The 25,669-nt window shown below is 68.1% G+C and carries 28 protein-coding genes and 1 tRNA gene; 14 read left to right on the top strand and 15 right to left on the bottom strand.

Going from position 1 to position 25,669, the window contains the following annotated elements; all coding sequences use genetic code 11:
- Positions 1 to 32: 32 nt before the first annotated feature.
- A complete protein-coding gene (locus IEV64_RS08265; RefSeq protein ID WP_007275745.1) occupies positions 33 to 758 on the top strand; it encodes a DUF2103 domain-containing protein in 726 nt (241 codons plus the stop codon).
- 27 nt (positions 759 to 785) lie between these two features.
- Here the strand turns inward: IEV64_RS08265 and IEV64_RS08260 are convergent, their stop codons facing one another.
- On the bottom strand, positions 786 to 1,790 hold the full coding sequence (locus IEV64_RS08260; protein ID WP_188423610.1) for an NAD-dependent epimerase/dehydratase family protein: 1,005 nt from the start codon (positions 1,788 to 1,790) through the stop codon (positions 786 to 788).
- Positions 1,791 to 1,892: 102 nt separating this feature from the next.
- Here IEV64_RS08260 and IEV64_RS08255 point away from each other — a divergent pair, with 102 nt between their 5' ends.
- From IEV64_RS08255 to IEV64_RS08230, 6 genes are all read left to right on the top strand, one after another.
- Entirely contained in the window at positions 1,893 to 2,162 is a 270-nt protein-coding gene (locus IEV64_RS08255) for an eL43 family ribosomal protein (RefSeq protein WP_007275747.1), read from the top strand.
- Between the two features lie 33 nt (positions 2,163 to 2,195).
- Positions 2,196 to 2,330 (top strand): DNA-directed RNA polymerase subunit P, encoded by a 135-nt coding sequence (locus tag IEV64_RS08250; RefSeq protein ID WP_004044283.1) that lies wholly within the window; start codon positions 2,196 to 2,198, stop codon positions 2,328 to 2,330.
- Position 2,331: 1 nt separating this feature from the next.
- The gene (locus tag IEV64_RS08245) at positions 2,332 to 2,601 is read left to right on the top strand and encodes a KEOPS complex subunit Pcc1 (protein ID WP_188423609.1); all 270 of its coding nucleotides are present in this window, start codon (positions 2,332 to 2,334) and stop codon (positions 2,599 to 2,601) included.
- 43 nt (positions 2,602 to 2,644) lie between these two features.
- Entirely contained in the window at positions 2,645 to 3,028 is a 384-nt protein-coding gene (locus IEV64_RS08240) for a prefoldin subunit beta (RefSeq protein ID WP_007275749.1), read from the top strand.
- Positions 3,029 to 3,289, top strand: coding sequence for a DUF3194 domain-containing protein (locus IEV64_RS08235; RefSeq protein WP_188423608.1), 261 nt, complete (start codon positions 3,029 to 3,031; stop codon positions 3,287 to 3,289). It abuts the gene before it with no gap.
- Positions 3,290 to 3,473: 184 nt separating this feature from the next.
- Complete coding sequence (locus tag IEV64_RS08230) at positions 3,474 to 3,680, top strand: HVO_0649 family zinc finger protein (protein WP_188423641.1); 207 nt, start codon at positions 3,474 to 3,476, stop codon at positions 3,678 to 3,680.
- Positions 3,681 to 3,796: 116 nt separating this feature from the next.
- On the opposite strand, the gene IEV64_RS08225 is transcribed toward IEV64_RS08230, so the two are convergent.
- From IEV64_RS08225 to IEV64_RS08215, 3 genes are all read right to left on the bottom strand, one after another.
- On the bottom strand, positions 3,797 to 5,710 hold the full coding sequence (locus IEV64_RS08225) for a DUF2070 family protein (RefSeq protein WP_007275751.1): 1,914 nt from the start codon (positions 5,708 to 5,710) through the stop codon (positions 3,797 to 3,799).
- A gap of 226 nt (positions 5,711 to 5,936) precedes the next feature.
- Positions 5,937 to 6,488, bottom strand: a complete 552-nt coding sequence (locus IEV64_RS08220) for a GMP synthase subunit A (RefSeq protein WP_188423607.1) — start codon at positions 6,486 to 6,488, stop codon at positions 5,937 to 5,939.
- 115 nt (positions 6,489 to 6,603) lie between these two features.
- The gene (locus IEV64_RS08215; protein WP_188423606.1) at positions 6,604 to 7,146 is read right to left on the bottom strand and encodes a DUF7097 family protein; all 543 of its coding nucleotides are present in this window, start codon (positions 7,144 to 7,146) and stop codon (positions 6,604 to 6,606) included.
- Positions 7,147 to 7,248: 102 nt separating this feature from the next.
- Between IEV64_RS08215 and IEV64_RS08210 the strand changes: the two genes are divergently transcribed.
- Both IEV64_RS08210 and IEV64_RS08205 read left to right on the top strand, forming a co-directional pair.
- Complete coding sequence (locus IEV64_RS08210) at positions 7,249 to 7,596, top strand: DUF192 domain-containing protein (protein WP_007275753.1); 348 nt, start codon at positions 7,249 to 7,251, stop codon at positions 7,594 to 7,596.
- Positions 7,597 to 7,803: 207 nt separating this feature from the next.
- Entirely contained in the window at positions 7,804 to 9,342 is a 1,539-nt protein-coding gene (locus tag IEV64_RS08205) for a (R)-citramalate synthase (RefSeq protein ID WP_007275754.1), read from the top strand.
- A gap of 70 nt (positions 9,343 to 9,412) precedes the next feature.
- Here IEV64_RS08205 and IEV64_RS08200 read toward each other — a convergent pair whose 3' ends face one another.
- The gene (locus tag IEV64_RS08200; protein WP_004970228.1) at positions 9,413 to 9,592 is read right to left on the bottom strand and encodes a hypothetical protein; all 180 of its coding nucleotides are present in this window, start codon (positions 9,590 to 9,592) and stop codon (positions 9,413 to 9,415) included.
- 104 nt (positions 9,593 to 9,696) lie between these two features.
- A complete protein-coding gene (locus tag IEV64_RS08195; RefSeq protein WP_007275755.1) occupies positions 9,697 to 9,858 on the bottom strand; it encodes a hypothetical protein in 162 nt (53 codons plus the stop codon).
- Positions 9,859 to 9,962: 104 nt separating this feature from the next.
- On the opposite strand from IEV64_RS08195, the gene bluB reads away from it, so the two are divergent.
- Complete coding sequence (bluB, locus tag IEV64_RS08190) at positions 9,963 to 10,628, top strand: 5,6-dimethylbenzimidazole synthase (protein WP_188423605.1); 666 nt, start codon at positions 9,963 to 9,965, stop codon at positions 10,626 to 10,628.
- A 182-nt stretch (positions 10,629 to 10,810) separates the two neighbouring features.
- On the opposite strand, the gene IEV64_RS08185 is transcribed toward bluB, so the two are convergent.
- Positions 10,811 to 10,895: transfer RNA gene (locus IEV64_RS08185), tRNA-Ser, on the bottom strand.
- Positions 10,896 to 11,098: 203 nt separating this feature from the next.
- Here IEV64_RS08185 and IEV64_RS08180 point away from each other — a divergent pair.
- Positions 11,099 to 12,049, top strand: a complete 951-nt coding sequence (locus tag IEV64_RS08180; protein ID WP_188423604.1) for an AAA family ATPase — start codon at positions 11,099 to 11,101, stop codon at positions 12,047 to 12,049.
- 24 nt (positions 12,050 to 12,073) lie between these two features.
- On the opposite strand, the gene IEV64_RS08175 is transcribed toward IEV64_RS08180, so the two are convergent.
- From IEV64_RS08175 to IEV64_RS08160, 4 genes are read right to left on the bottom strand one after another with little or no spacing between them, the layout of a single operon-like run.
- Entirely contained in the window at positions 12,074 to 12,580 is a 507-nt protein-coding gene (locus IEV64_RS08175) for a DUF7519 family protein (protein WP_007275758.1), read from the bottom strand.
- A complete protein-coding gene (locus IEV64_RS08170; RefSeq protein WP_188423603.1) occupies positions 12,568 to 13,836 on the bottom strand; it encodes a DUF58 domain-containing protein in 1,269 nt (422 codons plus the stop codon). The genes IEV64_RS08175 and IEV64_RS08170 overlap by 13 nt, the downstream gene beginning before the upstream one ends.
- Positions 13,833 to 14,405 carry a DUF7269 family protein gene (locus IEV64_RS08165; RefSeq protein ID WP_007275760.1) on the bottom strand — a complete coding sequence of 191 codons (573 nt, stop codon included), beginning with the start codon at positions 14,403 to 14,405 and terminating at the stop codon, positions 13,833 to 13,835. Before IEV64_RS08165 ends, IEV64_RS08170 begins: the two co-directional genes overlap by 4 nt.
- Entirely contained in the window at positions 14,402 to 15,361 is a 960-nt protein-coding gene (locus IEV64_RS08160; protein ID WP_188423602.1) for a DUF4129 domain-containing protein, read from the bottom strand. Before IEV64_RS08160 ends, IEV64_RS08165 begins: the two co-directional genes overlap by 4 nt.
- Positions 15,362 to 16,107: 746 nt before the next feature.
- Here IEV64_RS08160 and IEV64_RS08155 point away from each other — a divergent pair.
- The 3 genes from IEV64_RS08155 (at position 16,108) to IEV64_RS08145 (ending at position 21,512) form a co-directional block, all read left to right on the top strand.
- Entirely contained in the window at positions 16,108 to 17,334 is a 1,227-nt protein-coding gene (locus IEV64_RS08155) for an orc1/cdc6 family replication initiation protein (RefSeq protein WP_004065096.1), read from the top strand.
- Between the two features lie 150 nt (positions 17,335 to 17,484).
- Positions 17,485 to 18,939: an ATPase domain-containing protein gene (locus IEV64_RS08150; protein WP_188423601.1), complete on the top strand. Its 1,455-nt coding sequence runs from the start codon at positions 17,485 to 17,487 to the stop codon at positions 18,937 to 18,939.
- Positions 18,936 to 21,512, top strand: a complete 2,577-nt coding sequence (locus IEV64_RS08145) for a PAS domain S-box protein (protein ID WP_188423600.1) — start codon at positions 18,936 to 18,938, stop codon at positions 21,510 to 21,512. Before IEV64_RS08150 ends, IEV64_RS08145 begins: the two co-directional genes overlap by 4 nt.
- Positions 21,513 to 21,535: 23 nt before the next feature.
- On the opposite strand, the gene IEV64_RS08140 is transcribed toward IEV64_RS08145, so the two are convergent.
- Genes IEV64_RS08140 through IEV64_RS08125 form a run of 4 tightly spaced genes read right to left on the bottom strand, consistent with a single transcriptional unit; the run spans position 21,536 to position 25,644 of the window.
- Positions 21,536 to 21,940 carry a DUF7268 family protein gene (locus tag IEV64_RS08140; protein WP_188423599.1) on the bottom strand — a complete coding sequence of 135 codons (405 nt, stop codon included), beginning with the start codon at positions 21,938 to 21,940 and terminating at the stop codon, positions 21,536 to 21,538.
- A gap of 6 nt (positions 21,941 to 21,946) precedes the next feature.
- The gene (locus IEV64_RS08135) at positions 21,947 to 22,882 is read right to left on the bottom strand and encodes an ABC transporter permease (protein ID WP_188423598.1); all 936 of its coding nucleotides are present in this window, start codon (positions 22,880 to 22,882) and stop codon (positions 21,947 to 21,949) included.
- Positions 22,879 to 23,898 (bottom strand): ABC transporter permease, encoded by a 1,020-nt coding sequence (locus IEV64_RS08130; protein ID WP_007275767.1) that lies wholly within the window; start codon positions 23,896 to 23,898, stop codon positions 22,879 to 22,881. The genes IEV64_RS08135 and IEV64_RS08130 overlap by 4 nt, the downstream gene beginning before the upstream one ends.
- 24 nt (positions 23,899 to 23,922) lie before the next feature.
- Positions 23,923 to 25,644, bottom strand: a complete 1,722-nt coding sequence (locus IEV64_RS08125) for an ABC transporter substrate-binding protein (protein WP_007275768.1) — start codon at positions 25,642 to 25,644, stop codon at positions 23,923 to 23,925.
- Between the last annotated feature and the right edge of the window lie 25 nt (positions 25,645 to 25,669).

Raw genomic sequence — 25,669 nt, 5'->3', positions numbered from 1 at the left:
ACCTTTTGTACGCGCACGCCCGACACGTCGATATGCACTGTCGGCGGTGTGGAAACCCGTTAGAGAAGCCGGGAGACTACTGTCTCACCTGCAACACCGCCAACTGCGACGCCGTCGTGGCCGTCTTCGAGGCCGACCGCGCGACGCTGACGTTCCTCGACGAAGAAGACGTGCTCGGCGAGACGACGGTCACGACGATACCCGAGTCGGACGACGAGACGAAGGTGGTCCAGCTCCGGAACTTCGCCGGCCTCGTCGCCGACGAGATTCGGCGCAAGCGCCCCGAAACCGTGTACGCCGCGGGTGCGCGCGCGCCGCTTCGCGAGACGCGCGCGCAACTCCACCACGAGTTCTACCGCGTCTCCGACGACGACCCCGTCCAGCGCGTCCTCGACACCCGCGGCGAGCGGACGCTCGAAGTCGTCGATATCCCGCCCGCGGAGAAACTGGGCGGGAGCCACAGCACGCTCATCGGCGGGCGGCGGGGTCGCCGGGCAATCGGCGTCGTCGCCGGCCACCCGCACGTCAAGAAGGTCATCCCCGGCCCCATCGACGCCGGCGGCACCGGGTCGCGGACGGGGCTCCGGGCGAAGGTCACCCGCGCCGACGACAACGGGAACGTCAGGCTCCTCCTGCGAGACGGGTCGAGCGTCCAAGAAAACCGCATCGTCACGACGGCGATGAACCGAGAGACGGGCGAGCGCGTCCGCGACGACCTGAACGAGGCGTTGCGCGAAGACGGGTTACAAGGCGAGTAGCGAAGAAAGGAGCGTCGGACGACCGACTCAGGCCGACTCGGTCGCGCCCTCCGGGGCCGTCTCGATGTGAATCGGCTCCGTCTCGCCCGCCTCCCCCTGTGATTCGTACCACGCGACCGTCTCGGCGATGGCGTCTCGCAGGGGGGTCGGTTCGACGGCGTCGCCGAACGCCTCGCGGAACTTCGCGTCGCGGACGACGTACGGCTCCTCGAAGGCGTACCGCATCTCCGAGAGCTCTTTCAGCGGTGCGCTCAGGTAGCCGCCGAGGGTCAGCGCGAGCCCCGGCGCGGCGATGATGCGCGGGAAGCCGGGGTCGACGTCGGCGGCCTCGTAGACGAGGTCGACGAAGCGGCGCGTCGACACCGTCTCGGGGTTCGGGACGTGCCAGACCTCGCCGAGCGCCTCGTCGCGCTCGCCGAGGAGGACGAGCGCCCGCGCGAAGTCGGGGACGTAGGTGTAGGTGTGGGCGAGTCGCGGGTCGCCGAACACCTTGGCGCGCTTGCCGGCGACGGCGGCTCCGAACACCTGCTCGCCGACGACCGACTCGCGGACGCGCGGACCGAAGAAGTCGCTGGCGCGGCCGATGGTCGCCTCGACGCGGCCCGCCTCGTGGGCGTCGAGGACGATGTCGGCGCACTCGGCTCTGGTCTGTCCCTTCGGGCCGGTCGCGGCATAGGGGAGGTCCTCGGTGAGCCGCACTTGCACCGGGCCGTACATGTAGAGGTTCTCGGCGACGACGAGGCGCGCGCCGGCGGCTTCGGCCCCCGCGACGATGCCGCGGGTGAGGTCGGGGAACAGTTCGGGCCAGTCGTCGTACGGCGGTTTGGCGCAGTGGTAGACGACATCCGCGTCCGCGAACGCGGCGACGGCGCGGTCGGGATAAAGCACGTCGGCGAGGCGGCTCTCGACGCCTTCGGGGAGGAAGTCGGGTTCGTGGCGGGTCACCGCGGCCACGTCCTCCCCGCGTTCTCGGAGCTGTTCTATCACCGCGAGTCCGACGGGACCGGCCCCCACCACCACGTGTTGTGTCATGTCCTCCCGTACGCGCGCCGGCGACAAAGCGGTGTCTAGGCCCGTCAGGTCCCGAGACGACTCGTAGGGTTTATCCATACCGGCGAGGTAGTTCGCGGTACTATGGCCGACAACAAGGCACGATCCGTCGGTAGTTCCGGGCGCTTCGGCGCGCGGTACGGCCGCGTCGCTCGACGCCGCGTCAAGGAAATCGAAGCAGAGATGCGCAACTCCAAAGTCGACGGCGACGACGTCACTCGCGTCGAAACCGGCGTCTGGAAAAACGAGGAGACCGGCGAGGTTTTCACCGGCGGCACCTACCGCCCGCAGACCCCCGCCGGCAAGCAGGTCCGCCGCTCCATCCGCGCCGCGCTCACCGGCGAGGACGAATAACTCCCAAGTAGCCTCGACGCTTTCCATCTCACAATGAGCTACAAGTGTTCCCGGTGCAAGCGCGATGTCGAACTGGACGAGTTCGGTGGCGTCCGCTGTCCGTACTGCGGCCACCGCGTCCTGCTGAAAGAGCGGTCGCCCAACGTCAAAGAAGTCGCCGTCGAGTAGCGTGCGCCCAGCGCACAGCGCTTCGCTCGAATTCGACTATTCTACCGAGCGGCGCGCGCGCGTCGTCGAGCGAAGCGTCGCCGTCGAAACGGGTAAGATAGACGACGCTCGGTCCGGTGCGCGCGTCGCCCGCGAGGGGCGGACCGTCGTCGTCACCGTCGAGGCCGGCGACCTCGTCGCGCTCCGAGCGGGCGTGAACTCGTGGATACGCCTCGTAGAGACCGCAGAGCGCGTCGCTTCGGCGGGGAGCGCGCTGTCGGAGTCCGCGTAGGAGACCGCGGGTGTTTTAGGGCCGGCGTCCCGTCGGTTCGGGTATGCAGGGAAGTCTACCGCCGGAAGCCCAGGAGAAGCTCGAAGAACTGCAGAACCTTCAGGAGACCGCCCAGAACGTCTCCGAGCAGAAGCAGTCCTCCGAGACGGCGCTCAACGAGGCGCAGACGGCGCTCACCACGCTCGAAGAGATTGACGGTGACTCGAAGATGTACCGCGAGGTCGGCGAACTCCTCATCGAGACCGACTACGAGTCGGCCAAAGACGACCTCGAAGAGAAGGTCGAGAACCTCGAAGTGCGCGTCGAACAGCTCACGAAGCAGGAGACGCGCGTGCAGGAGAAGTTCGAGAGCCTGCAGGAAGAACTCCAGCAGATGCTCCAGGGCGGCGCGGGCGGCGCGGGTCCGATGGGCCCCGGCGGCGCGTAAATGCCACAGCCGACGGACGAAGAAGTGGTCGAGACCGCCGCGGAGGCGGCTGAAGGCCTCATCTTCGCCCGCTTCAAGCAGTCTCGCGTCAAGGACTTCGACGTCACCGTGACGTTCGAAGACGGCGTCCTCGACGTTGACGTGTACGTCAACGCGCCCGACGACGCCGACGACGCGGAGGCGGTCGCCGAAGAGGCGGCGTTGACGGCGCAGGAGGCCGTGGACGAGCTGTTCGCGGCCGCCGACGCCGACGAGGAGTAAGGGACGTTCTCGCGGGCACCCCCCGCACTCGGTTTCTCCCGGCGAGCGGCCGCGCTGTCGCGGCCGTCGCGCGGAACGAACGCGAAGCGATTCGCTCACAGAATTTTGGATTCCGCAAGAATCACCACTGGCCGGTGTGAAACCACCCGACACAATTAAACATGATAGTGATGTATGTTACCTCATGTCAATACGGGGAACCCCGAGAGGGACGACCGCGTTGGACCGGTTACGAGAGCGATACAGCGAGGCCGACCTCACCTGTTCGAAGTGCGGCTTCACCGACGACGACGGCGAGTGGTCGGCCAAGACGACCGGGTCGAGCGTGTTCTACCGGCGCGTCTGTCCGAGTTGCGGCGCTATCGAGACGCGAACGCTCTCGCTGAAGTAGTACGGCGGGCGGTCGCTCGTCGCTCGAATCGACCCGCGAGTGGCGACGCCGGAACCGCAGAGAACGAGAGGTGGGGGAGCGCCGGACGAAGACGAGCCGCCGGCCGCCGGCGTCATCTACGCGAGGAAGAACACGAGCAGGCTGACCGCCATCGCCGCGAGGATGAGCGCGATTGCGAGCGCCCCGCCCATCGAGACGACGACGTTGGCGTGGCTGGCGAGCGTCTCGGTGCGGTCGTTGCCGAAAATCGTCACCTCCGCGCGTTCGGTCGCCATGCCGGCGACGACCGGCTCGGCGTCCGCGAGCGCGTCGTCGACGAGGCGCTCGATGGTCTCGCGGAGTTCGTCGGGGTCGATGGCCGCGCCGACCTGATTTTCCGCCTCGACGGTGTTGACGATGTGGGTGTCCGTCGTCATCACCTCGGCCACGTCGGCTCTCGCGTCCGGGCCGGTCGTCAGCCCCTCGACGATGCGGTCGCGCAGGCCCGGTTCCATGTTGTTGCCGTCGATGAGGACGTACGCGGTCGTCTGGTCGCCGACGGTCGTCGCGGCCACGCGGATGCCCAGCGGGCCGATTCCCTCCCGCGTCGTCCAGTCGGTCGGGTCGAACGCCGTTCCCAGCGAGAGCGACCCGGACGGCGACGCCGAGAGCTCCTCGCCCGCGAGTCCGGCGGCGGTAATCATGTCGAACGACCGCTTGCTCCCCGGCGTGACGTGGCCGAGGTCGGGACCCTGAAGCCCGTTGTTGCAGTTGTGGGCGTCGACGAGAAGCACGTCGCGCAGTCCCGACGTTCGGGCCTCTGCGGACGCCGAGAGGCCGACCGCGTACTCGACGTCGTCCGCGAACTGCGGGGCGTACGTCGAGACGAGGAGCGCGTCGTCGCCGAAGCGCTGACCGAGCATCTTCGCGTCGCCGGACTGCACGCGGACGCTTTCTGTCACGTCGGAGCTGTACTCGATGCGCTCGTAGGCGTCGTCGGCCGCGTCGAGGACCACGTCCACCTCGCGTTCGGTCACGAGGTTGAAGTCGTGCCCCGCGGTCGCGTGGGGCGGGAACACGAGTCCCTCGCCCCGGCGGGCGACGCGCTCGGGGAAGTTGCCGCCGCCGATTTCGCCCATCGGCCCGGGGTGAATCATCGGCAGGACGAACCGCGCCTTCTCGGTGCCGTCCTCGCGCTCGAACGAGAGCACGGTGACGGGGACGATGGCCTCCTGTCCGAGCTGTTCGAAGAAGTCCTCCAGTTCGCGGGTGCCCTCGGCGATGTGGCCGATAAACCCGCGGATGAAGTCGAGGACCGACACGCCGAGCCCGCGACGCCACGGGCGGTCGACGATGCGGAGGAAGACGTAGACGCCGATGGCGTACATCACGCAGGTGATAGCGAGGAGTTGGAAGTGACTCAGCGCGATGGCCGACAGCTCCGGCGGGGCCCGGTCGGGGCGGGCGAGGTAGGGCATCAGATAGGCGTCGAGGATGGGGCCGCCGACCTCGAAGAAGCGGAGCGTCCCGCTGTAGACGAACAGGAGGGCGGCGGACGTGAGCGTCTGGATGCTCGCCGGGACCGCCGCGATGAGCAACGACGACCGCGAGACGGCCATCACGATGAGCAGGCGGAAGGCGAACACCGACGCGAGGGCGACCACGAGCGCGTCGAAGATGAACGTCTGGCCGAGGCCCGTAAAGACGGAGACGATGGCGGCTCCGGTGAGGAACGTGACGATGATTACCTCGCCGGCGAGCGCGAGGAGCGACGAGCGGTTGTGCGTCAGCTTCCCGCCGACGAACCGGTCGACGCCGGTGGTGCCGAACGCCGCGACGACGGTCGGAATCCCGATGAAGAAGATGCCTTCCCAAGCGTCTCTCCCGAGGAAGAAGATGCCCCGCCACGACCCGGCGAGGTCCCCGGAGTCGAACGCGCCGATACCCGCCATCGCGGCGACGAGCAGGGCGAACCCGAGACTCGTGTACCAGCTGGGCGCGCGGAAGATGAACCGCGAGAGCCCAGCGAGGTCGCTCTGGGTGGAGGTCATTTCCCGAACAGACAGAACGGAGGCCGGTAAATGTCTCGGCTTGCGTCCGAGGAACGACCGTGAGAGATTGCGTCGCGTCGCCGGGATGCGGTTTTCCGCGGCGGCGACAGGAGAAGTGAGTCGCGGCGACAGGAGAGAACGCGACGAGTCACCGCGGAGAACGCGGTCGCGGTCGCGTCGAAGACGGCCGACCGCTCAGCTCTCGATTACTGCTCGCAGACGCCGGCTATCGCTCGCAGATGTCGATGAAGTTCTCGAACACTTCCTCGCCCTCGTCGGTGTGGGCGACCTCGGGGTGCCACTGGACGCCGTAGAGGTCGCGGTCGGTGTCGCTCATGGCCTCGATGGTACACACGTCGCTCGTGGCGGTGTGCGTGAAGCCCTCGGGGACCTCCTTGACCTCGTCGGCGTGGCTGGCCCAGACGCGGGTCTCGGGGGCGAGCGAGCCGATAAGGGGGTCGTCCTCGTCGAGGATTTCCACGTCCACGTCGGCGTAGCCGCCGTAGTCGCCGGAGCCGACGCGACCGTCGAGTTCTTCCGCGAGAATCTGCATGCCGAGACAGATGCCCAAGACGGGCACGCCGAGGTCGAGGTAGTCGGCACTGCGGCCGATGCGGTCCATGTCGGGGCCGCCGGAGAGGACGATGCCGTCCGCGTCGATGTCCGCGGGGTCGGTGTCGTTGTCGACGAGTTCGGTGTCGACGCCGAGGTCGCGGAGCGCGCGCCGTTCGAGGTGGGTGAACTGCCCGTGGTTGTCGATGACGACGATGCGGGTCATGTCCCGGATTGGACCACCGTGCCTAAAAGTCAATCGAAGAGTGGTCGAGATACGCGTATCCGTGCATCAGATTGGCACGTCGAGGGCGGTTGGAGACGGGAGTCGCCACGGCGACTCACTCGTCGCCGGCGCGGTCCCGGGCCGTCTGGAACCCGAGTTCGTCGAGTTCCTTCGTCCGGCGGCCCTCCCGCTCGGCGAGCGCCTCGACGTCGGGTGAGGCGTCGTCGTCGATGCGGGCGAACGACTTGTGGACCTTCGTGTGGCACCACCGACACAGCGCGACCGTAATCTCGTGGGAGGGTTCGTCGCCGTCGCCGTCACCGTCGCTTCCGCGGCCGCCGTACGAGAGATGGTGTTCTTCGAGTAAGGGGCGAGCGGTCGAATCGTGGGCCATCCGGACCTCTTCGAGGCCGCACCGAACGCACTCGCGGCCGCTCGTCGTCGAGGCGTAGTGCGGGCAGTCGCGGAAGACACAGCCCTCGGCGGCCGCGACGCAGTCGTAGTCCGCTCGGGCGCGCTCGCGGGCGAACGCCGGGTCGCGGTCGGCGTACTCGCGGGCGAGCCGGCACGCGCCGTCGCTCGTGAGGTGGTCGCAACGGCCGGCGTGGTCGTAGGGGTCGTCGACTCCCACGGGCGTCCCTGTCGGCGTCCGCTCCATGGCGCGCGTTCGGGGCGGGGCAAGCCTAAACGTTGCTCTCGGCGGCGGACGGCCCGCCGTCTCGGCGGTGGTTTCATCACGTCCGCCGTCGAAGCCGGCCCCGTGAGACTCGTTCACCGACAGAACGGAGACCAATCGACCCTCGCGTCGAACGTCGAGACGGCCGACTCGTTTCTCTCGCAGGCGCGCGGGCTGATGTTCCGCGGCTCCGTGCCGGACGACTACGCGCTCGTCTTCCGGTTCGACGACGCCGACCGCCACAGCCTCCACATGGTGTTCGTCCCCTTCGACATCGACGCGCTCTGGCTCGTCGGCGACGAGGTGACGAAGAAAAAGCGGCTGTCGGCGTGGACGGGCATCGGCTTCGGGATGGCCGACACCATCGTCGAACTCCCCGCGGGGGCGGCCGACAGCGTCGAACCGGGCGACTTGGTCGAGGTTTCGGAGTGACTCGCCGGTCTCGAATCAACGCCCGTCCAGCGCGGTCCCCGGAGAGACACCAATTTCTGTCGGAACCATCTCTTTTATCCCTTCATCGACAAATGTGTTCAACTACTATGTCGGAACCTACCACACCGACGGAGGATAGAGTAAGTCGTCGCGAGACGGCTGGCTGTGAAATTCGACGGTTCTAACCCACAAGGACACGATTCTACCGTGAACGAACGATTCGGGAAGACCCCCGAGCTACGCACTTCTGATTCAGTACAGCTCTTAGACACCACGCTCCGCGACGGCGAGCAGGCCCCCGGCGTCTCGCTGACGCCGGCCCAGAAGGCCGACATCGCCCAGGCGCTCGACCGCGCCGAAGTCGATTACATCGAGGCCGGAAGCGCCTGCACCGGCCCCGGCGAGCGCGAGACCATAAAGCGCGTCACGTCGCTCGGCCTCGACGCGACGGTGACGAGTTTCGCCCGCGGCGTCAAGAACGACGTCGACCTCGCGCTCGACTGCGACGTCGACGGCATCACGCTCGTCGTCCCGGCGAGCGACCGCCACGTCGAGTCGAAGGTCGGGACGACCCGCGAGGACGTCGTCGAGACGACCGACGAACTCGTCGCCTACGCGAAGGACCACGGCCTCTGGGTCGAGGTCATCGGCGAGGACGGCTCGCGGGCCGCCCCGGAGTTCCTCGAATCGCTCGCGCGCGCCAGCCACGACGCCGGCGCCGACCGCTTCTGTTTCGCCGACACGGTCGGCCACACGAGCCCCGAACACACCTACGAGGTCGTCTCCCGACTCGCCGAGTTGGGTCCGACCTCGACGCACACCCACGACGACCTCGGCCTCGCGATGGCGAACGTCCACGCCAGCCTCGCCGCGGGTGCCGACCTCGTCCACACCACGGTCAACGGCATCGGCGAGCGCGCCGGCAACGTCGCGCTCGAAGAGGTCGCCATCGCGCTCGACCACTGCTACGACGTCGAGACGGTGAAACTCGACGAACTGTACGCGCTCGCCCAGAAGGTCGCACAGGCCACGGGCGTCGCGCTCCCGCCGAACAAGGCGGTCGTCGGCCAGAACGCGTTCACGCACGAGAGCGGCATCCACACCGACGGGACGCTCAAGGACGACGCGATGTACGAGCCGTACCCGCCGGAGACGGTCGGCCGCGAGCGCCGCCTCGTCCTCGGGAAGCACGCCGGTCGCGCCGGCGTCAAGGCCGCGCTGGAGGAACACGGCGTCGACGCCACCGACGAGGAGGTCGCGGCCGTCGTCGAGCGCGTGAAGGAACTCGGCGACCGCGGCAAGCGCGTCACCGACGCCGACCTCCTCGCGTTCGCAGAGGACGTCCAGGGCCGCGAGCGCGCCCGACAGGTCGAACTGCTCGACCTCACGGCCGCCTCGGGCGGCGGCACTCCGACCGCGAGCGTCCGCCTCCGCGTCGAGGACGAGGAACGCGTCGCCTCGGGCACCGGGTCCGGCCCGGTCGACGCCGCGGTGAAGGCCGTCCGCGAGGCGCTCGGCCCCGACGCCGACGCCCAACTCGACGAGTACCACGTCGACGCCATCACCGGCGGCACCGACGCCGTCGTGACCGTCGAGGTGACGATGTCGCTCGGCGACCGGAGCGTCACCGTCGCCGCCTCGCACGCCGACATCACGCGAGCGAGCGTTCAGGCGATGGTAGACGCGCTCGACCGACTGCTCGCGCCGAACCACACGTCGCCGACGCCCGCGTCGGCAGACGACTGAGAAAACTAAACCGTCGCGTCCGCTCCCGCGTTTTTCTCCCTACTCCGGGACGACCGAGTCCGAACCCGGACTACTGCGTCTCTTTGGCGACGAGGTAGGTCCAGCCGCCGCGGCGCTCGAACCCGATAGCGTCGTCGCCGAGTTCGGTCTCCGCGAAGTCGGCGACGCGGCCGGTCCGGACCGTCGTCACGTCGATGCGTCGCGTCCCGCCCCGTTCGCTCGTGTCCGCGCTTGCTACGTTCGCACTCATAGTTGCGCTGACGCGGGCAGGGGATATGTATCGCATCCTAGTAGAGTGAAAGTGAAATCGAGGGACTGCGCGGGGGGAGGCGCTCACGCGGGGGAGAGCGTGACTCAGGTCGAACTCGGCTTCGAGCCCAGTCCGAAGGTGATGAGAGTGGCCACGATGACGAACGCGACGCCGAAGTAGCCGGCAAGTCGGTAGACCTCGATGGTGAGCAACAGGAACAGGAGGGCGATGATGACTTCGAGTCTGTGTTCGAGTGTGGCGTCCATACGGTCCACCATTCGTGTCTGATTAGTAACTATTTCGGCAGGCGAAGCGTGAGCCGTCTGGCGTATCAGAACCGATTTGCAATCCAGTCTGGACTACCGAAACGATGGTTGGGTTCACGGAGCGCGAGCGGTCGGGAGTGTACAAGTCGATTTACGCGCGGCGGGACATCCGGCGGTTCGGCGACGACCCGGTGTCCGAGGAGACGCTGGCGCGACTGCTCGACGCCGCCCATCACGCCCCGAGCGTCGGCTTCTCGCAACCGTGGGACTTCGTCGTCGTCGAGGACGACGAGACGAAAGCGGAAATCGCGTCCATCGCGGAGCGGGCGATTGCGGCGGCCCGCGAGGGCTATCGAGAGCCTCGAAAATCGGAGTTCGGCCGGCTGAAGTTGGAGGGCATCACCGACGCCCCGGTGAACATCTGCGTCACGTGCGACCCGACGCGGGACGCGCCGCACGTCCTCGGGCGCAACACGATGCAGGCGATGGACGCCTACTCGACGTGCCTCGCGGTGCAGAACCTCTGGCTGGCCGCGCGGGCCGAGGGCGTCGGCGTCGGCTGGGTGTCGTTTCTCTACCCGCACGAAGTCCGCGAGGTGCTGGGTATTCCGCACCACGTCGAGCCGATTGCGTATCTCTGCGTCGGCTACCCCGAAGACGGATTTCCCGAGGAGCCGGTGCTTCAGCGGGAGGGCTGGCGCGAGCGCATCGACACGAGCGAACTCGTTCACTGGGGAGAGTGGGAGTCGAGAGAAGATATCGAGGAGTGACACGGTGGCGCGACGAGACGCGCCGCTCAGAACGTTGTGGCCGCGAGAAGCGCCGAGGGAGAGATTTGAGCCTCACTCGCTCACTGCGTTCGCTCGCTGGTTCAAATTTCGGGTCGTCGCACATCCTCGTCACGCGGGGCGAGAGACATGAACGTCTCTCGCAGGGTGACGTTCGGAAGAAGCGCCGAGGGTGAGATTTGAACTCACGTGTCCGAATGGACAGTAGATTTCGAATCTACCGCCTTGGCCGGGCTAGGCTACCTCGGCTTCCATCGTTGTCTCTCTCGCGGATAGTTTAATCCGTTTCGATTTCCGAGGGCCGCGGCGGAGAGTCACACGGATGCGGTCGGCGGGTCTGCGCCGGGAGGAACCGGGAGCGGGCGAGGTCGGCGACGGACGACGGGCGACCGACCGGCCGACCCGACCCCACCGACCAACGGGAATAAGTCGCGCGCAGACCCGAGAGGTGTATGGACATCGACACGGCCAGCGAGACGTGCGACGAGGTGCTCGACGCCGTCTCGGAGGCCGTCATCGCCGACCGATCCTTCCTCGAAACCGTCCTGACGGGCGTCCTCGCCCGCGGCCACGTCCTCCTCGAAGACGTTCCGGGAACCGGGAAGACGCTCACCGCGCGGAGCGTCGCCACCGCGCTCGGGCTGTCGTTTTCCCGCGTGCAGTTCACCCCGGACCTGCTTCCCGCCGACGTGACCGGGACGAACATCTACGACGAGCGCGAGCGGAGCTTCGAGTTCTCGCCCGGCCCCATCTTCGCCAACGTCGTCCTCGCCGACGAAATCAACCGCGCGCCGCCGAAGACGCAGGCCGCGCTCCTCGAAGCGATGGAAGAGGGACAGGTGACCGTCGACGGCGAGACGCACCAGCTTCCGAAACCGTTCTTCGTCATCGCCACGCAGAACCCCGTCGAACAGGAGGGGACGTTCACCCTGCCCGAGGCGCAGGTCGACCGGTTCGTCGTGAAGTCGGCCATCGGCTATCCCGACCTCGACGGCGAGGTCGAACTTCTCCACCGGCGCGCGGGTCGGAGCGAACAGAGTCCGAGCGTCGAACGCGTCCTCGACCGCGACGCCGTCGCCGCCGTCCGCCGCGCGCCCGAGTCGGTCCGCGTCGAAGACGACCTGCTCGAATACATGGCGAAGCTCGCGCGGGAGACGCGCACCGACCGGCGGGTCCGCATCGGCGTCTCGCCCCGCGGGACCCAGCGGCTGTTCGAGGCGACCCGCGCCCGCGCCGTCATCGAGGGCCGAGAGTTCGTCACGCCCGACGACGTAAAGCGCGTCGCGCAGTCCGTGCTCGCCCACCGCCTCGTCCTGACGCCGGACGCGCGGGTCGAAGACGTGCGGAAATCGGACGTCGTCGACGACGTGCTCGGCCGGGTGACCGTGCCGACGCTGGAATAGCTGGAAACCAACGCGGACGGCCGCTCAGCGCGTGACGACCGCCACGAGCGCGACGACGCCGACCAGCAGTAAGACGACGGCCGTGATTGGCTGGCCGCCGGCGGCCGCCCGGTCAGCGCCGTAGACGACGGCCGCGCCGACCGCGAGCACGACGAGCGTCGCCGCCGCGTGGACGAGTTCGAGCCGGAGCGTGTCGGTCTCGCGGCCGAGGTGGTCGCCGACGGAGCGCGCGTTGTCGGCGAGGTCCCACGCGAGTATCGACCCGACCGCGGCGAGCAACAGCGCCTCCGTCCCGGCCCCGCTCGCGCCCGCAAAGAGGAGCGAGAGGAAGAACAGCCCGCCCGCGGCGTCGACGATGCGCCGCGAACCCCGGACCAGTCCGGCGGCGAGCGCGACCGTCGCGGCGAGGCCGCCGACCGCCGCCGTCGACGTGGTAAAGCCGAGCGCGAGGATGGCGAATCCGGCGGCCGACAGCGCCATCGCGGTCCCCGTCCGGGTCGGTTTGCGGGTGATTTCGCTCACCGCGACCACCCCGCTTCGGCCCGCGCGAGCGCGACGCCGAGCGGTTCGTCACTCCAGTCCACCACGCGGACGCCGCTCCGCCGGAGTTCGCGGAGCCGCAGGTCGCGCTCGATGCGCGCGAGTCGCGCGCCGACGGTCGCGGTCGTCGTCGGGTTCGGCGAGACGACCGTCACGGCGTGGCCGTAGGCCTCCAACCGACGGGCGACCGAGACCGCGTAGTCGTCCACGAGCGGCGAGCAGAAGACGACCTGCGCGTCGCTGGCGAGTCGACGACGGAGCCGTCTGAGAGCGACGGAGGCGAAGAACGCCCCGTCCGGCGGCGTCGCCGCGAACGCCGGATGCGTGGCGAACAACCGGCGGGCGCGGGCGCGGTGGTCGACGCCCGACGAGGGGGCGAGCCAGCACTCGTCGGGACCGAACGCCGCGACGCCGACGCTGTCGCCGCCGTCGAGGAGCGCCGAGAAGGCGACGCTCGCGGCGTCCACGGAGCGCTCGACCGCGGTCTCGGCCCCGTCGTCGGGGGCGACGTGCGCCTCCGCGCGGGTGTCGACGACGAGCACGACGGCCGCGGCCCGTTCCTCGCGGAACTCCACGGTGGCGAGTTCGCCCGTGCGGGCGCGGCGGTTCCAGTCGATGCGGCGAATCGGGTCGCCGTGGCGGTACTCGCGGATGGACGCGAACTCCAGTCCCGACCCCGGCACGTCGGTCTCGACGCGCCCGGCGTACTTCGAGGTGAGGCCCCGAAGCGGCAGGTCGGCGGTCGCGGCGAGTTCGGGCTCACACCGGAGCGTCGTCTCGGCGCCGAACGTCTCGCGGGACTCGACGGCCCCGCTCGGGTCGCGGACGACGACGACCGTCTCGCCCCACGCGTGCTCGCCGCGGACGGCCGTGACGGTGTACGTCGCGGTGGCGGTCGCTCCCGGTCTGAGCGCAGTCCCCAGTCGGGCGGGGCCGTCGGCCACGCCGAGCGCCGGCGGCACGCCGTCGACGACGCGGAGGTCGAACAGCGTCCGAGGCCCCTCGTTGGTGACGCGGAGCGTGACTTCGACCTCGTCGTCGGGGTCGGGCGTCGCGTCCGAGAGGTCGCGCTCGACGCGGAGCGACACCTCGGGGATCGCCGCGACCCGGACGTAGGCGAGGACGACGACGCCGAGGCCGGCCGCGAGGAGGAGCGACGGCTCGCGGGTGAACACGCCGGCGGCGGCCGCGACGAGGACGAGACCGTCGAGGCCGGTCCAGCGGTCGGTGTCGAAGCCGCGACTCATCGGCGCTCACCCGCGGGGTCGTCGGCGGTGCCGACTCGCTCTATCGCGGCGACGGTCCGTTCGGCGCGGTCGGAAAGCGACGACTGACCGGACAGCAGGAGTCGGACGCGCTGTCGAAGCGGAACCGAGACAGACGCGCCGAGAAATCGCGCGGCGACCGGGTCGTCGGTCCACCCGCCGGTTTTGAGGAGCGCGGCCGCTTCCTCGGGAGCGTGACCGCCGCGGGCGACGAGCGCCCCCTTGGCCCGGGTTTCGAGGCGGTCGACGACCCGCTCGCGGGCGGCCCAGCGGGTTCGCCGACCCGCCGCCGACACGAGGTCGTCGTCGAAGTCGGAACCGGGAACCGGGACCGAAATCCGCGCTTCCGGGTCGCCGGTGACCGTGGTGTTCGGGGTCGTGTCGCGGCGGTGTTGGACGTACCGAAGGCCCTGCAACGCCGCGAGCGCCGCGACGAGGCCGAGGAAGACGTCCGTCAGTTCGAGGCCGAGCGAGACGCCGGCGATGACCGCGAACCCGGCGACCGTGGCGACGACGCCGACGAACACGAACAGCCGGCGTGCGAGCGTCATCGGTCGCCCTCCGCCGACTCGGCGTAGGCGTCTTCGATGTTCCTGAGCGCGTCGACCGCCCGGCGTTCTCGCTCCGGCGTCGCCTCGAAGCCGCCGTAGCGAACTTCCTCGAACAACGTCGTCAGGGCGCTCACGTCGTCGCGGTCCATGCCGGCGTCGACGGCCGAGTCGGCGAACTCGGCGGGCGTCGCGGCGCGGCGGTTCGGCACGTCGAGGAGCGCGGTCATCTCGCCCCACGCGCGGAACACCTCGTTTTCCGCGTCCGCGTCGCCGTCCTCGATGCGCTGGGCCGCGGCCCCGGCGGCCCGCCCGACCGCGGCGACGTCCGGCCCTTCGTCCTCGTCGACGGGGGCGGCTTCGCCGTCGGCCTCGGGCGAGTCGCCGGTCCCCGTCACGAGCATGAAAACCGCGACGACGAGTGCGACCGCGAGGAGGAGGCCGAACAGCACCGTCGGCGGTGAAACGCTCTGGGCCGCGCCACCGCCGCCGAGACTGCCACCGCCACCGGCGGGGAGAAACGAGACGTTCCGCGCGGCGGCCGCGGCGCGAGACGAAAACGAGGACTCGCGGCGACACGCCGTGAGGAGGGCGAAAAGCAGGACGACCGGCGGCCCGACCGCCGCGTAGATGGCGAGCGGCGGGAGCAGAGAACCGGTCTCGCGGTAGGCGTACACGCCGAGGAGGGCGAAGACGAGGGCGACGGCCGCGAGGATTCCGGGCGAGAGCAACCACGGGAGACACGGCGTCGGGATGCTGAGACTGCCGGACGAACCGCCGGTCGGTTGGACGCCGGTCCGGTCTGTGTCTCCGGCGACTGCGCCGCCGGTCTCGCCGCCACCGAAGCCTATCGGGCCGCCGCTGGTGACGACGGTCGAGTCGATGGTGGCGGCGACGACCGAGAGGGCGACGACCGCGAGGAGGGCGAGCGCGAGCGCGCGGAGGGCGGAACGGTCCACGGGAGTAGGTAACAGTAACCGAGGTAAAGACATTTCGAGGGACGGAGCGGTCGTCGGAGGGACGACTGTCATCCCGCCGACCAGCCGAGTCGAGCGGAGCGTCGGTCGCGCTGTGTCGGTGGTGCCACACGAAGGCCCGCAGACGACGCGGCCGGACAGACCACTCCGACAAGTGAACTACTCGTCCGTGCGGCGGACGAAAGTCGAGGCTCGACACCCACACACCACGTTTGCAAGTGAATTGGCGGTGGAGCGAGGTGTCGGGGCGCACCCACAGACACCACCGTTGCGCGTGAAGCGCGGCGACGCCGTGGGGGGGGTGGCATCGGCGACTGCGCGGGGAGAGCACCGGTGCAAGTGAACCGCGAACGGGACCCGCCCCGCACCACCCACCACCGTTGCAGGTGATTCTTCCTGTTTCAGGTCGCCTACGCGCCGCTCGCCTCAGACTCGTCTGGCCGGGACTCGCATCGTGAGCGCCGGTTCATGTCATCGCTTTAGTTGAACGCATGCTCTGTTGTTCTACTAGTCACTCTCACGTACTCTCGTTCACTTGCAATAGTGGTGTGTGTCTGTTCAAACGAGTTCACACGGACCACAACACTCGGTAGCAAGAGACATTCAGGAGACGACGATTCGAGACGAGAACACGCCGCCCATCACCTACCGATACCACCGCCGCAATTCACATGAATCAGATGAAATCGGGGTTTTAAATAAGGGGACGCTACAACAGACCGACGCTAATGCGCCGGTTCGAGCGAAAACAAAACGTCTTCACCAACAAGGACGCCCTCGGGGAGTCCTACAAGCCCGAGCGCATCGAGGAGCGCGACGACGAGATTTCGGAGTACATGGACGCGCTCCAACCGGTCGTCGACGGCTGGGAGCCGAACAACGTCTTCCTGTACGGCAACACCGGCGTGGGAAAGACCGCGGTCACCGAGTTCCTCCTCGAAATGCTCCTCGAAGACGTCTCGCAGTACGACGACGTGGACCTCAGCGTCATCTCCATCAACTGCAAGACGCTCAACTCCTCGTACCAGGTGGCGGTCGAACTCGTCAACGAGCTTCGACCGCCGGGCGCGGAGATTAGCTCGACCGGCTACCCCCAACAGACCGTCTTCAAGAAGCTGTTTCAGGAGCTGGACGACGTGGGCGGGACGGTGCTCATCGTCCTCGACGAAGTCGACTCCATCGGCGACCGCGACGAACTCCTCTACGAACTCCCGCGGGCGCGGTCGAACGGGAAACTCGAAGACGCCAAGGTCGGCCTCATCGGCATCTCGAACGACTTCAAGTTCCACGACCAGCTCGACCCGCGCGTGCAGGACACCCTCTGCGAGCGCGAACTCCACTTCCCGCCGTACCAAGCGCCCGAGCTCCAGAACATCCTCGAATCGCGCGCGGAGGTCGCCATCGCCGAGGACGCCTGCGAGGAGGGCGTGCTCAACCTCTGTGCGGCGCTCGCCGCCCGCGACAGCGGGAGCGCGCGACAGGCGCTGGACCTCCTGCGGCTGGCGGGCGAACACGCCGAGAACAAAGACGACGAGCGAATCACGCTCGACCACGTCGACATCGCCCGGCAGAAACTCGAACAGGAGCGCGTCGTCGAAGGGATGCGCGAACTCACCGAAAACGGCCACTTCGCGCTCCTCGCGGTCGTCTCGAAGGCCGCCCACGACGAGACGCCGTGTCGGATGCGCGACCTCTATCAGGAGTACCTCCGGCTGTGTAACTCCGCCGGCATCGACCCGCTCGCCCAGCGGTCGGTCCACAACCACCTCTCGGACCTCCGGATGCTCGGCATCCTCTCGGCCGAGGAGAACCGCACCGGTTCGCGCGGGAACTACTACAGCTACGCGCTCGACGTCCCCTTCTCCAGTGCGATGGAGGCGCTGTCCGACGTGCTCGCTCTCGACTCCGTCCTCGACGAGATTCGAAAGACCGCGACGCAGGCCGAGGCCGCCTGAGTTTCGTCGGACGTCACCACTCACCGGCCGAACACCACGGCTCCCCGAACGCACGCTCTCGTTCCGACACCCCACTGAGGCGTGCTGTTCCGGGGCGTGGCAGTTCGAGACGGTGGTAGTTTCTTGGTCCGTCGGACAGATGTGTAGAGCATGACGAATTTCCCCCCGCGGCTCTCCACGGGAATATCCGGGCTCGACGCGGTACTGGACGGCGGGCTGGTGCCGAACCGGACGTACATGGTCCGCGGGGAATCGGGGGCGGGAAAGACCATCGTCGGCTACCACTTCCTGACCGCCGGACGCGAAAACGACGAGGACGTGCTTTTCATCTCCTTCGAGGAGTCGGACGCCGACCTCCGGGCGAACGCCGAGACGCTCGGATTCGACCTCTCGGAGGTTCCGATTCTCGACTTGGGGCCGTCGCCCGAGGCGTTCCTCGACGACGAGGCCTACACGATGCTGTCGCCGGGCGAGGTCGAAGGGAAGTCGACGGCGAACGAACTCCGGGAGGCAATCGAGGAACACGACCCCGACAGAGTCGTCATCGACCCGCTGAGCCAACTCGGTCGCCTCTCGTCGGACAGATACCAGTTCCGCCGGCTCGTCTCGTCGCTCCTGAGCTACCTCAAGCGGTCGGGTGCGACGACGCTGTTCACGAGCCAGCCGTCGAGCGGCGACACCGACGAGACGCTCGCGTACCTCTGTGACAGCTCGATATCGCTGTCTCGGTCCGATTCGGGGCGGTCGGTCCGCATCGAGAAGTTCCGCGGGTCGGACTCTCAGGCGGGGCCGCACGGCATGCGAATCGACGGCGGTCACGGGATGCGCGTCTTCCCGCGGCTCGTCCCCGACTCGCACCACCGCGAGTTCACTATCGAGCCGCTCTCGTCGGGCATCGACGACCTCGACGCCCTGCTCGGCGGCGGCATCGAGCGGGGGAGCATCACGCTCGTCAGCGGCCCGAGCGGCGTCGGCAAGTCCACCACCGGGGCCGCGTTCGCGCGGGCGACGGCCGAACGCGGCGAGCGCGCCGCAATCTACCTCTTCGAGGAAAGCAAACGGAGCTTCCGACACCGCTCTGAGTCCATCGGCATCCCGATAGACGACCTCGTCGAGGCGGGTGACCTCCGGGTCGACGCGGTCGAACCACTCTCGCTTTCGACCGACGAGTTCGCCCAGCGGGTTCGCGCCGAGGTCGAGGCCAACGACACGAAATTCGTGCTGATAGACGGCACCGCCGGCTACCAACTCAGCCTCACCGACGAGCGAAGCGACATCCGCCGCGAACTCCACGCGCTGGCGCGGTACCTCAAGAACATGGGCGTCACGGTCGTGTTGACCGAGGAGGTACAGCAGGTCACCGGCGCGTTCCACGCCTCGGACAACCACGTGAGCTACCTCGCGGACAACATCCTGTTCATTCGCTACATCGAGGTTCGCGGCGAGATTCGCAAGGCCGTCGGCGTCCTCAAAAAGCGGTTCGGGGGCTTCGAGCCGACGCTCCAGTCGTTCGAAATCGGGACGGACGGCATCACCGTCGGCGAACCGCTCGACGGGCTTCGAGGCATCCTCACGGGGACGCCGACGTGGAACGAGGCTGAGTGACCGTGAACGAAGACGCGTCCCGGAACGGAGCACGTTCCGCGCGTGACGCGTCCGGCGAGGAACGGATACTCCTCGCAGTTCGCGGCGCTCGCGACCGCGAGCTACTGGCGGACCTCCTCGACGCGTACGAGGTCGTCGTCTGGGAGCGCGGCCGCGAGGACGGACCCCCACTCCCGGAGTTCGACCTCTGTATCGTCGACATGGCGACCTACCCCGCCGTCACCGCCGACCTCGAAGCGCGCAAATCGGACGCGGGCGACCGCTTCGTGCCAGTCGTGTTGACGGTCGAACAAGACGAACAGCGCGTCGCCGCGCGACGCCTCAGCGACGTTCCCGACGACGTGCTCGCGGTGCCCGCGCCGAGCGCGGTCATCCGGTCGCGGGTCGAGTCGCTCCTCCAGACCCGACGGCAGTCGCTCCAACTCGCGCTGTACCGCCGCGCGATGGACGGCGCGACCGTCGGCATCACCATCACCGAGGCCGACGGCGACCAACCGCTCACGTACGTCAACGACGCCTTCGAGGAGATGACCGGCTACGACCGACAGGAGGCAGTCGGCCGGAACTGCCGGTTCCTACAGGGGGCCGAAACCGACTCCGAGCCGGTCGAGACGCTTCGCGAGGCGGTCGAAAACGGTGAGAGCGCCGCGGTCAGCCTCACCAACTACCGGAAGGACGGGACGCCCTTTTGGAACGAACTGAAGATATCGCCGGTGTACGACGACGGCGAACTCACCCACTTCGTCGGGTTCCAGACCGACGCGACCGTCCGCCACGCGCTCAGGAACCAACTCGTCCACGAGACGCAGACGCTCAAACAGCTCTTCGAGACGAGCCCGGTCGGCATCGCGGTCCTCAACGAAGACGAGGTCGTCGTGCGCGCCAACGAGGCGGCCCAGGGGATTCTCGGTCTGCGGCGGTCGGTCGTACTCGGACAGCCGTACGACGCGCCCGAGTGGGACCTCGTCGACGAGCGGGGGGACCCGCTCGGCCGCGAGGACCTCCCCTTCGACCGGGTGAGAGAGACCGGCGAGATAGTCAGTGGCTACGAACACGGCATCGACGTCGCCGACGAGCGCCGATGGCTCGTCGTCAACGCCGCCCCCCTGACCGGAAGCGACGGGGAGCGAATCGGCGTGATCGCCGCCATCGAGGACGTGACAGCACAGAAGCAACAGGTGCGCGAGCGCGAGCGATTGCTCGACCTGTTCGACCAGAGCCAGAGAATCGCCTCGGTCGGTGCGTGGGAGGTCAACACACGGACCGGAGACGTCCTGTTCACGAGCGGGCTCGCCGAACTCGTCGGCGTCGACTCGGGCGAGACGTTCGACCTCGAAGAGGCGTTTTCGTTCTACCATTCCGAAGACGAACCCGAGGCTAGAGCGGCGTTCGAGCGCCTCGTTGCGACCGGCGAAGAGCAGTCGGTCGGGTGCCGGCTGGTGACGGCGGACGGCGGGGTGCGTTGGGTGAACGTCCGCGGCGTCACGACGCCGGAAACCGACGGCCCCGTCTTCCGGGGAACCGTCCAAGACATCACCGAGCGGAAGGCCCGGTCGAGAGAACTCGAACGCTACGAGCGCATCGTCGAGACGACCGCGGACCCGATTTACACGCTGGACGACAACCTCCGGTTCGTCCTCGCGAACAGTGCGACCGCCGATCTGCTGGGCCGCGACCCCGACGACCTCGTCGGCGAACACGTCTCGACGGTGTTCGGCGAGCACCACTCGCAAGCGCTGTTGGAGTCCATCGCGTCGCTTCTCGCGGGCGACAGCGACAAAGAGACCATGGAGACGGTCGTCGTCGACCGAGACGGCGCGGAGCGACGGTTTCAGACGACTATCGCGGCGAAGTCTTCGGAGGACGAGTTCGAGGGCATCGTCTGCGTCGGCCGCGACGTGACCGAACTCCAAGAGCACGAACGCCGGCTCTCGGTCCTCGACCGCGTCATCAGACACAACCTCCGGAACAAGATGAACATCGCGCAGGCGCACGCGACGATGGTGCTGGAGCGGACCGACGACGGCGACGTGCGCGAGTCGGCGGCGGCGATCGAGCGGGCGACGAGCGAACTGCTCTCGCTCGCCGAGACGGCCCGGAAGTTCAGCTCCGCGCTCGACCCCGACGTGACAGAGCGAGTGCGACCGCAGAACGTCGCCGACTGCGTCCGCAACGTGGTCGAGGGCGCTCGGCTCAGCTACCCCGACGCGACCATCACCGTCGACTCGCCGGCGGACACGCGAGCGTGCGCCCACGAGACGTTCGAACTCGCGGTGAACGAACTCATCGACAACGCGGTCGTCTACGGCGGCGACGAGGTCAAAATCGAACTCTCGGTCAGCGAGGACGACGGCCCGGAGCAGGTCGTCATCCGCGTCGCCGACGACGGACCGGGGATTCCGTCGCTCGAACGCGAATCGCTCAACTCCGGTCGGGAGTCGCCGCTTCGGCACACGAACGGGCTCGGACTCTGGTTCGTCCGCTGGGCCGTGACGAACAGCAACGGCTCGATGGAAATCGTGGACAACGAGCCGCACGGGACGGTTATCGAGCTTCGACTGCCGAAGGCCTGACGCCGAGTCTTCGTTCGGCCGGCTCAGGCGGCGGCGACGAACACGGAGACGGCGGAACCGACCGCCGTCGCCCCGAGCATCACGCCGAGTCCGAACCCGAGAATCCGGGCCATCGCCCGCCGAGCGTCCGCTTCCGTCCAGCCCGTTCCGGTGTCGAGGTGCGCCTGCATCGACTCGATGCCGCGGCCGAGCGCGACCGCCCCGGACCACCCGAGGAGGCCGAACCCGAACGCGAGCGAGCCGAGCGCGAACGTCGTCTCGACGCTCGCCGAGAAGTCACCGACGACCAGCCGAGCGGCCAGCCAGACGGCGGCGACGAGCGCGCCCGCGAGGGCCGCGGTGCCGACGGGGCGGAACCGAACCGCCGCCCGTTCGAGCGCGGGACGCGCGTCCGCATCCGCGTCCCCCGGCTCCGGTGGCGCTGACACGGGCGGTCAGTCGACCGCTTCGCGCATCCGCGGGTCGAGCGCGTCGCGCATGCCGTCGCCGAGGAGGTTGAACCCCAGCACGGTGAGCGCGAGGAAGAACCCGGGGAAGAACGACCACCACCAGACGCCGGTGAGCAGGCCCTGACTCACGCCGTTCGAGAGCATGAGGCCCCACGAGGGCGTGCCGGCCGCGGCACCGAAGCCGAGGAACGACAGCGCCGCGAGGTCGATGATAGCCAGTCCGAAGTTGAGCGTGCTCTGGACCGTGATGGGCGCGAGGCAGTTCGGCAGGACGTGCCGAACCAGCACGCGCGGGTCGGCCGCGCCGAGCGCGACCGTCGCGTCGATGTACTCGTTTTCGAGCACGGTCAACGCGGCCCCGCGGACGACGCGGGCGAACCGCGGCGTGTAGACGAGCGTCAGCGCGGCGACCGCCCGCCACAGCCCGAGGTCGTCGGGGAAGATGGCGACGAGCGCCAGCGCCAAGAGGAGCGACGGGAACGCGAGAAGCACGTCCATCGTCCGCATGATGACGTTGTCGGTCACGTCGCCGTAGTAGGCCGCGACGATGCCGAGGCCGACGCCGAGGACGGTCGAGGCGGCGACCGTGACGGTGCCGAACAGCATCGCGTACCACGCGCCGTAGGCAACCCGCGGCAGGAGACTACGGGCCTGTCCGTCGGTGCCGAACGGGAAGTCGAGACTCGGCGCGGCGCGGTTCGGGTTTGTCCCGAGTTGCGACTGCGTGATGACCTCGAGGTCCAAGAACAGCCGCGCGTACAGCGCGATGACCACCATCGCCACGATGATGGCGATGCCGGCGAGCGCGAGGCGGTTCGACAGCAGGCGGGAGACGAACGGCGACGCCGTGAGGCGGTCGACGAGCCCGCGCTGGTCGACCTCGGTCGACGTCTCGTTCGTGGTCGTGGTTTCCGTGCTCATTGTTCGATCCTCGGGTCAAGGACGGAGTAGGTGACGTCGACGCCGAGGTTGACCAGCGTGAACAGGAACGCGAACGTCAGGACCGTCCCCTGCACGATGGGGTAGTCGCCGACCTTGATGGCCTCGACCAGGAGCGTCCCGATGCCGCCGATGGCGAACACCGTCTCCGTGAGTACTGCGCCGCCGAGCAGGCCACCGAACTGGATGCCGATGACCGTGATGACGGGAATCATCGCGTTGCGGAAGCCGTGTTTCAGGACCGTTATCTTCGCGCCTTGGCCCTTCGCGCGGGCGGTCCGCATGTAGTCCTGCCGGATGACCTCCAGCATCGACGAGCGCATCATCCGGGAGATGAGCGCCATCGAGTAAACCCCGATGACCGACGCCGGGAGAATCATGTGGCGGACCGCGGAGACGAACATGTCCCAGTTGCCCGCGAGGAGCGTGTCAATCGTGACGAGCCCCGTCACCCGGATGGCCTCGACGTTGTAGAGGACCGAGATGCGGCCGCTCGTCGGGAGCCATCCGAGCATCTGCGCGAACAGCAGGATGAGAAGCGGACCGCTCCAGAAGATGGGCACGCTGATGCCGGCGAGCGCGCCGATGCGGGTCAGGTGGTCCGTGATGCTGTCCTGCTTGACGGCGCTCAGGATGCCGAGCGGGATGCCCAGCGAGATACCGATAAGCTGGCCGTAGAGAGCGAGTTCGAGCGTGACCGGCAGTTTGTTGGCGAGCACCTCGCGGACCGGGGTGTTCCGCTGGATGATGAAGGACTCGCCGAACTGGAACTGCGCGGCGTCGGCGAGGAAGCGCCCGTACTGCACCCAGATTGGGTCGTTCAGGCCGAGGCTCTCTTCGACCTGCCGGACGAACTCCTCGCTGGCGCGCTCGCCCGCGATGGTGAGCGCCGGGTCGCCCGGCGAGAGATGCAGGATGGAGAAGACGAGCGACGCCACTCCCACCAGTACGGGGACGAGCAACAGCAGCCGCTTGAGTACGAATCGTGTGGAAATCATGAAAGTCGAAGCGCGGTCAGTGCCTCAGTTCAGGCTGACGAGGTTGAGGTACGGACCGCTGATGGCGGCGACCTGGAACCCGCTGACACGGTTGGAGACGCCGCGAAGCTCGTCCGCGTAGTCGAGGTAGACCCACGGGGCCTCGTCGTGTGCGATCTGGTTCGCCTCGTTGTACAGCGACTCGCGCTCGGCCTCGTCGTAGGTGCTCTGACCCTGTTCGACGAGGTCCATGTACTCGCGGTTCGCCCACGCCGAGCGGTTACTGGTGTTGTAGCCTTCGGCGTCGAAGCTGACCCAGTCCTGTCCCTCCGTGAGTTCGCCCTCCTCTACCTGCGGGTGCAGGAGGACGTACATGAAGTTGTCCGGGTCGGCGTTGTCGGTGTACCAGCCGAGGAAACACGCGTCGTGGCGGCCCTGGGCGGTGTATTCGAGGAACGGACCGAACGACTGCTGGTTGATGTCGACCTCGATGCCGACGTCGCCGAGGTTGGACGCGACGGTCTCGGCGGTCTGAATCGGCGACGGGTTGTAGCCGCGGGGGTTCTGGAACGTCGCCAGTTCGAACGAGAAGCCGTCGCCGTAGCCGGCCTCTTCGAGGAGGCGCTGGGCCTCTTCGGGGTCGTACGGGTACGGGTCGATGTCGTCGTTGTGACCGAGGACGTTCGGCGGGAGCGGCTGGCTCGCCTGCGTCGCGAAGCCCGAGTAAATCTCGTTGACGATGGCCTCGGTGTTGATGGCGTGGCTGACGGCCTGCCGGACGCGGCGGTCGCGGAACTCCTCGCGGCTCGCCATGTTGAACGCCATGTAGCCGATGTTGATTCCCTCGGTGCGGACGAGGTTCGCGTTGCTGGCGTTCTCGACCTGAACGGACGACTGCGCGCCGAGCCCGTCGATGATGTCGAGTTCGCCCGACGCGAGCGACTGGGCGCGCGTCGAGTTCTGGCCGATGGTGACGAAGACGACCTCGTCCACGTTCGGCCCGTCGCCCCAGTAGTCGGGGTTGGCTTCGAGGCGGATGAGTTCGTTCGCGTCGTCGAGATTGCTCAGCTGGAACGGACCCGTGCCCACGGGGTTCGAACTGAGGTCGGTGCCGTACTCCTCGATTGCGGCGAGGGAGTGGACCGCCGCCGCGAACATCGCCAGGTTACGCAGGAACGGCGCGTACGACTGGGTCAGCTGAATCGTCATCGAGTAGTCGCCGTCGACCTGAATCTCGTCGATCCACGAGCCGAGGGTGAACGGCCCGTACGCCGAGACGTAGTCGTCGCCGGCGTAGTACTCGTAGTCGCTGTCGACGAAGCGGCGATACGTCGCCACGAAGTCCTCCGCCGTGAACTCCTCGCCGTTGTGGAACATCACGCCCTCGCGGAGCGTGATGGAGGCCGACTGGCCCTCGAGGGAGTACTCGGTGGCGAGCCCCTGCGTCAGCGTGGACTGCCCCGGCTCGAAGTTGATGAGCGTGTCGTAGAGCTGTTCGGTCACCTTGGCGACCTCGCCGCTCGTGCTGTTCTGGAAGTCGAGCGTCGGCGAGTGACTGCCGCGACCGTAGCGAAGGACCGACGCCGAACCGTCGTCTTCGGTCTGCTCGGTCTGGTCCGTCTCGCCCTCGCCGGTCGTCTCGCCCGACTCGGTGGTGGTGTCCTCGCCGCCGCCGCCGGAACAACCCGCGAGCGCGGCCGTCGCTGCAGCGGTCCCCGCGGCCGTCAGGAACCGACGCCGCGAGACGTTATTGCCATCTTGTGACATACGTGTACCTATCGATGTACCCCTA

Source organism: Haloferax sulfurifontis, from assembly GCF_014635105.1.
Taxonomy (GTDB): Archaea; Halobacteriota; Halobacteria; order Halobacteriales; family Haloferacaceae; genus Haloferax; species Haloferax denitrificans.
This window is presented reverse-complemented; position numbering and strand designations above follow the sequence as displayed.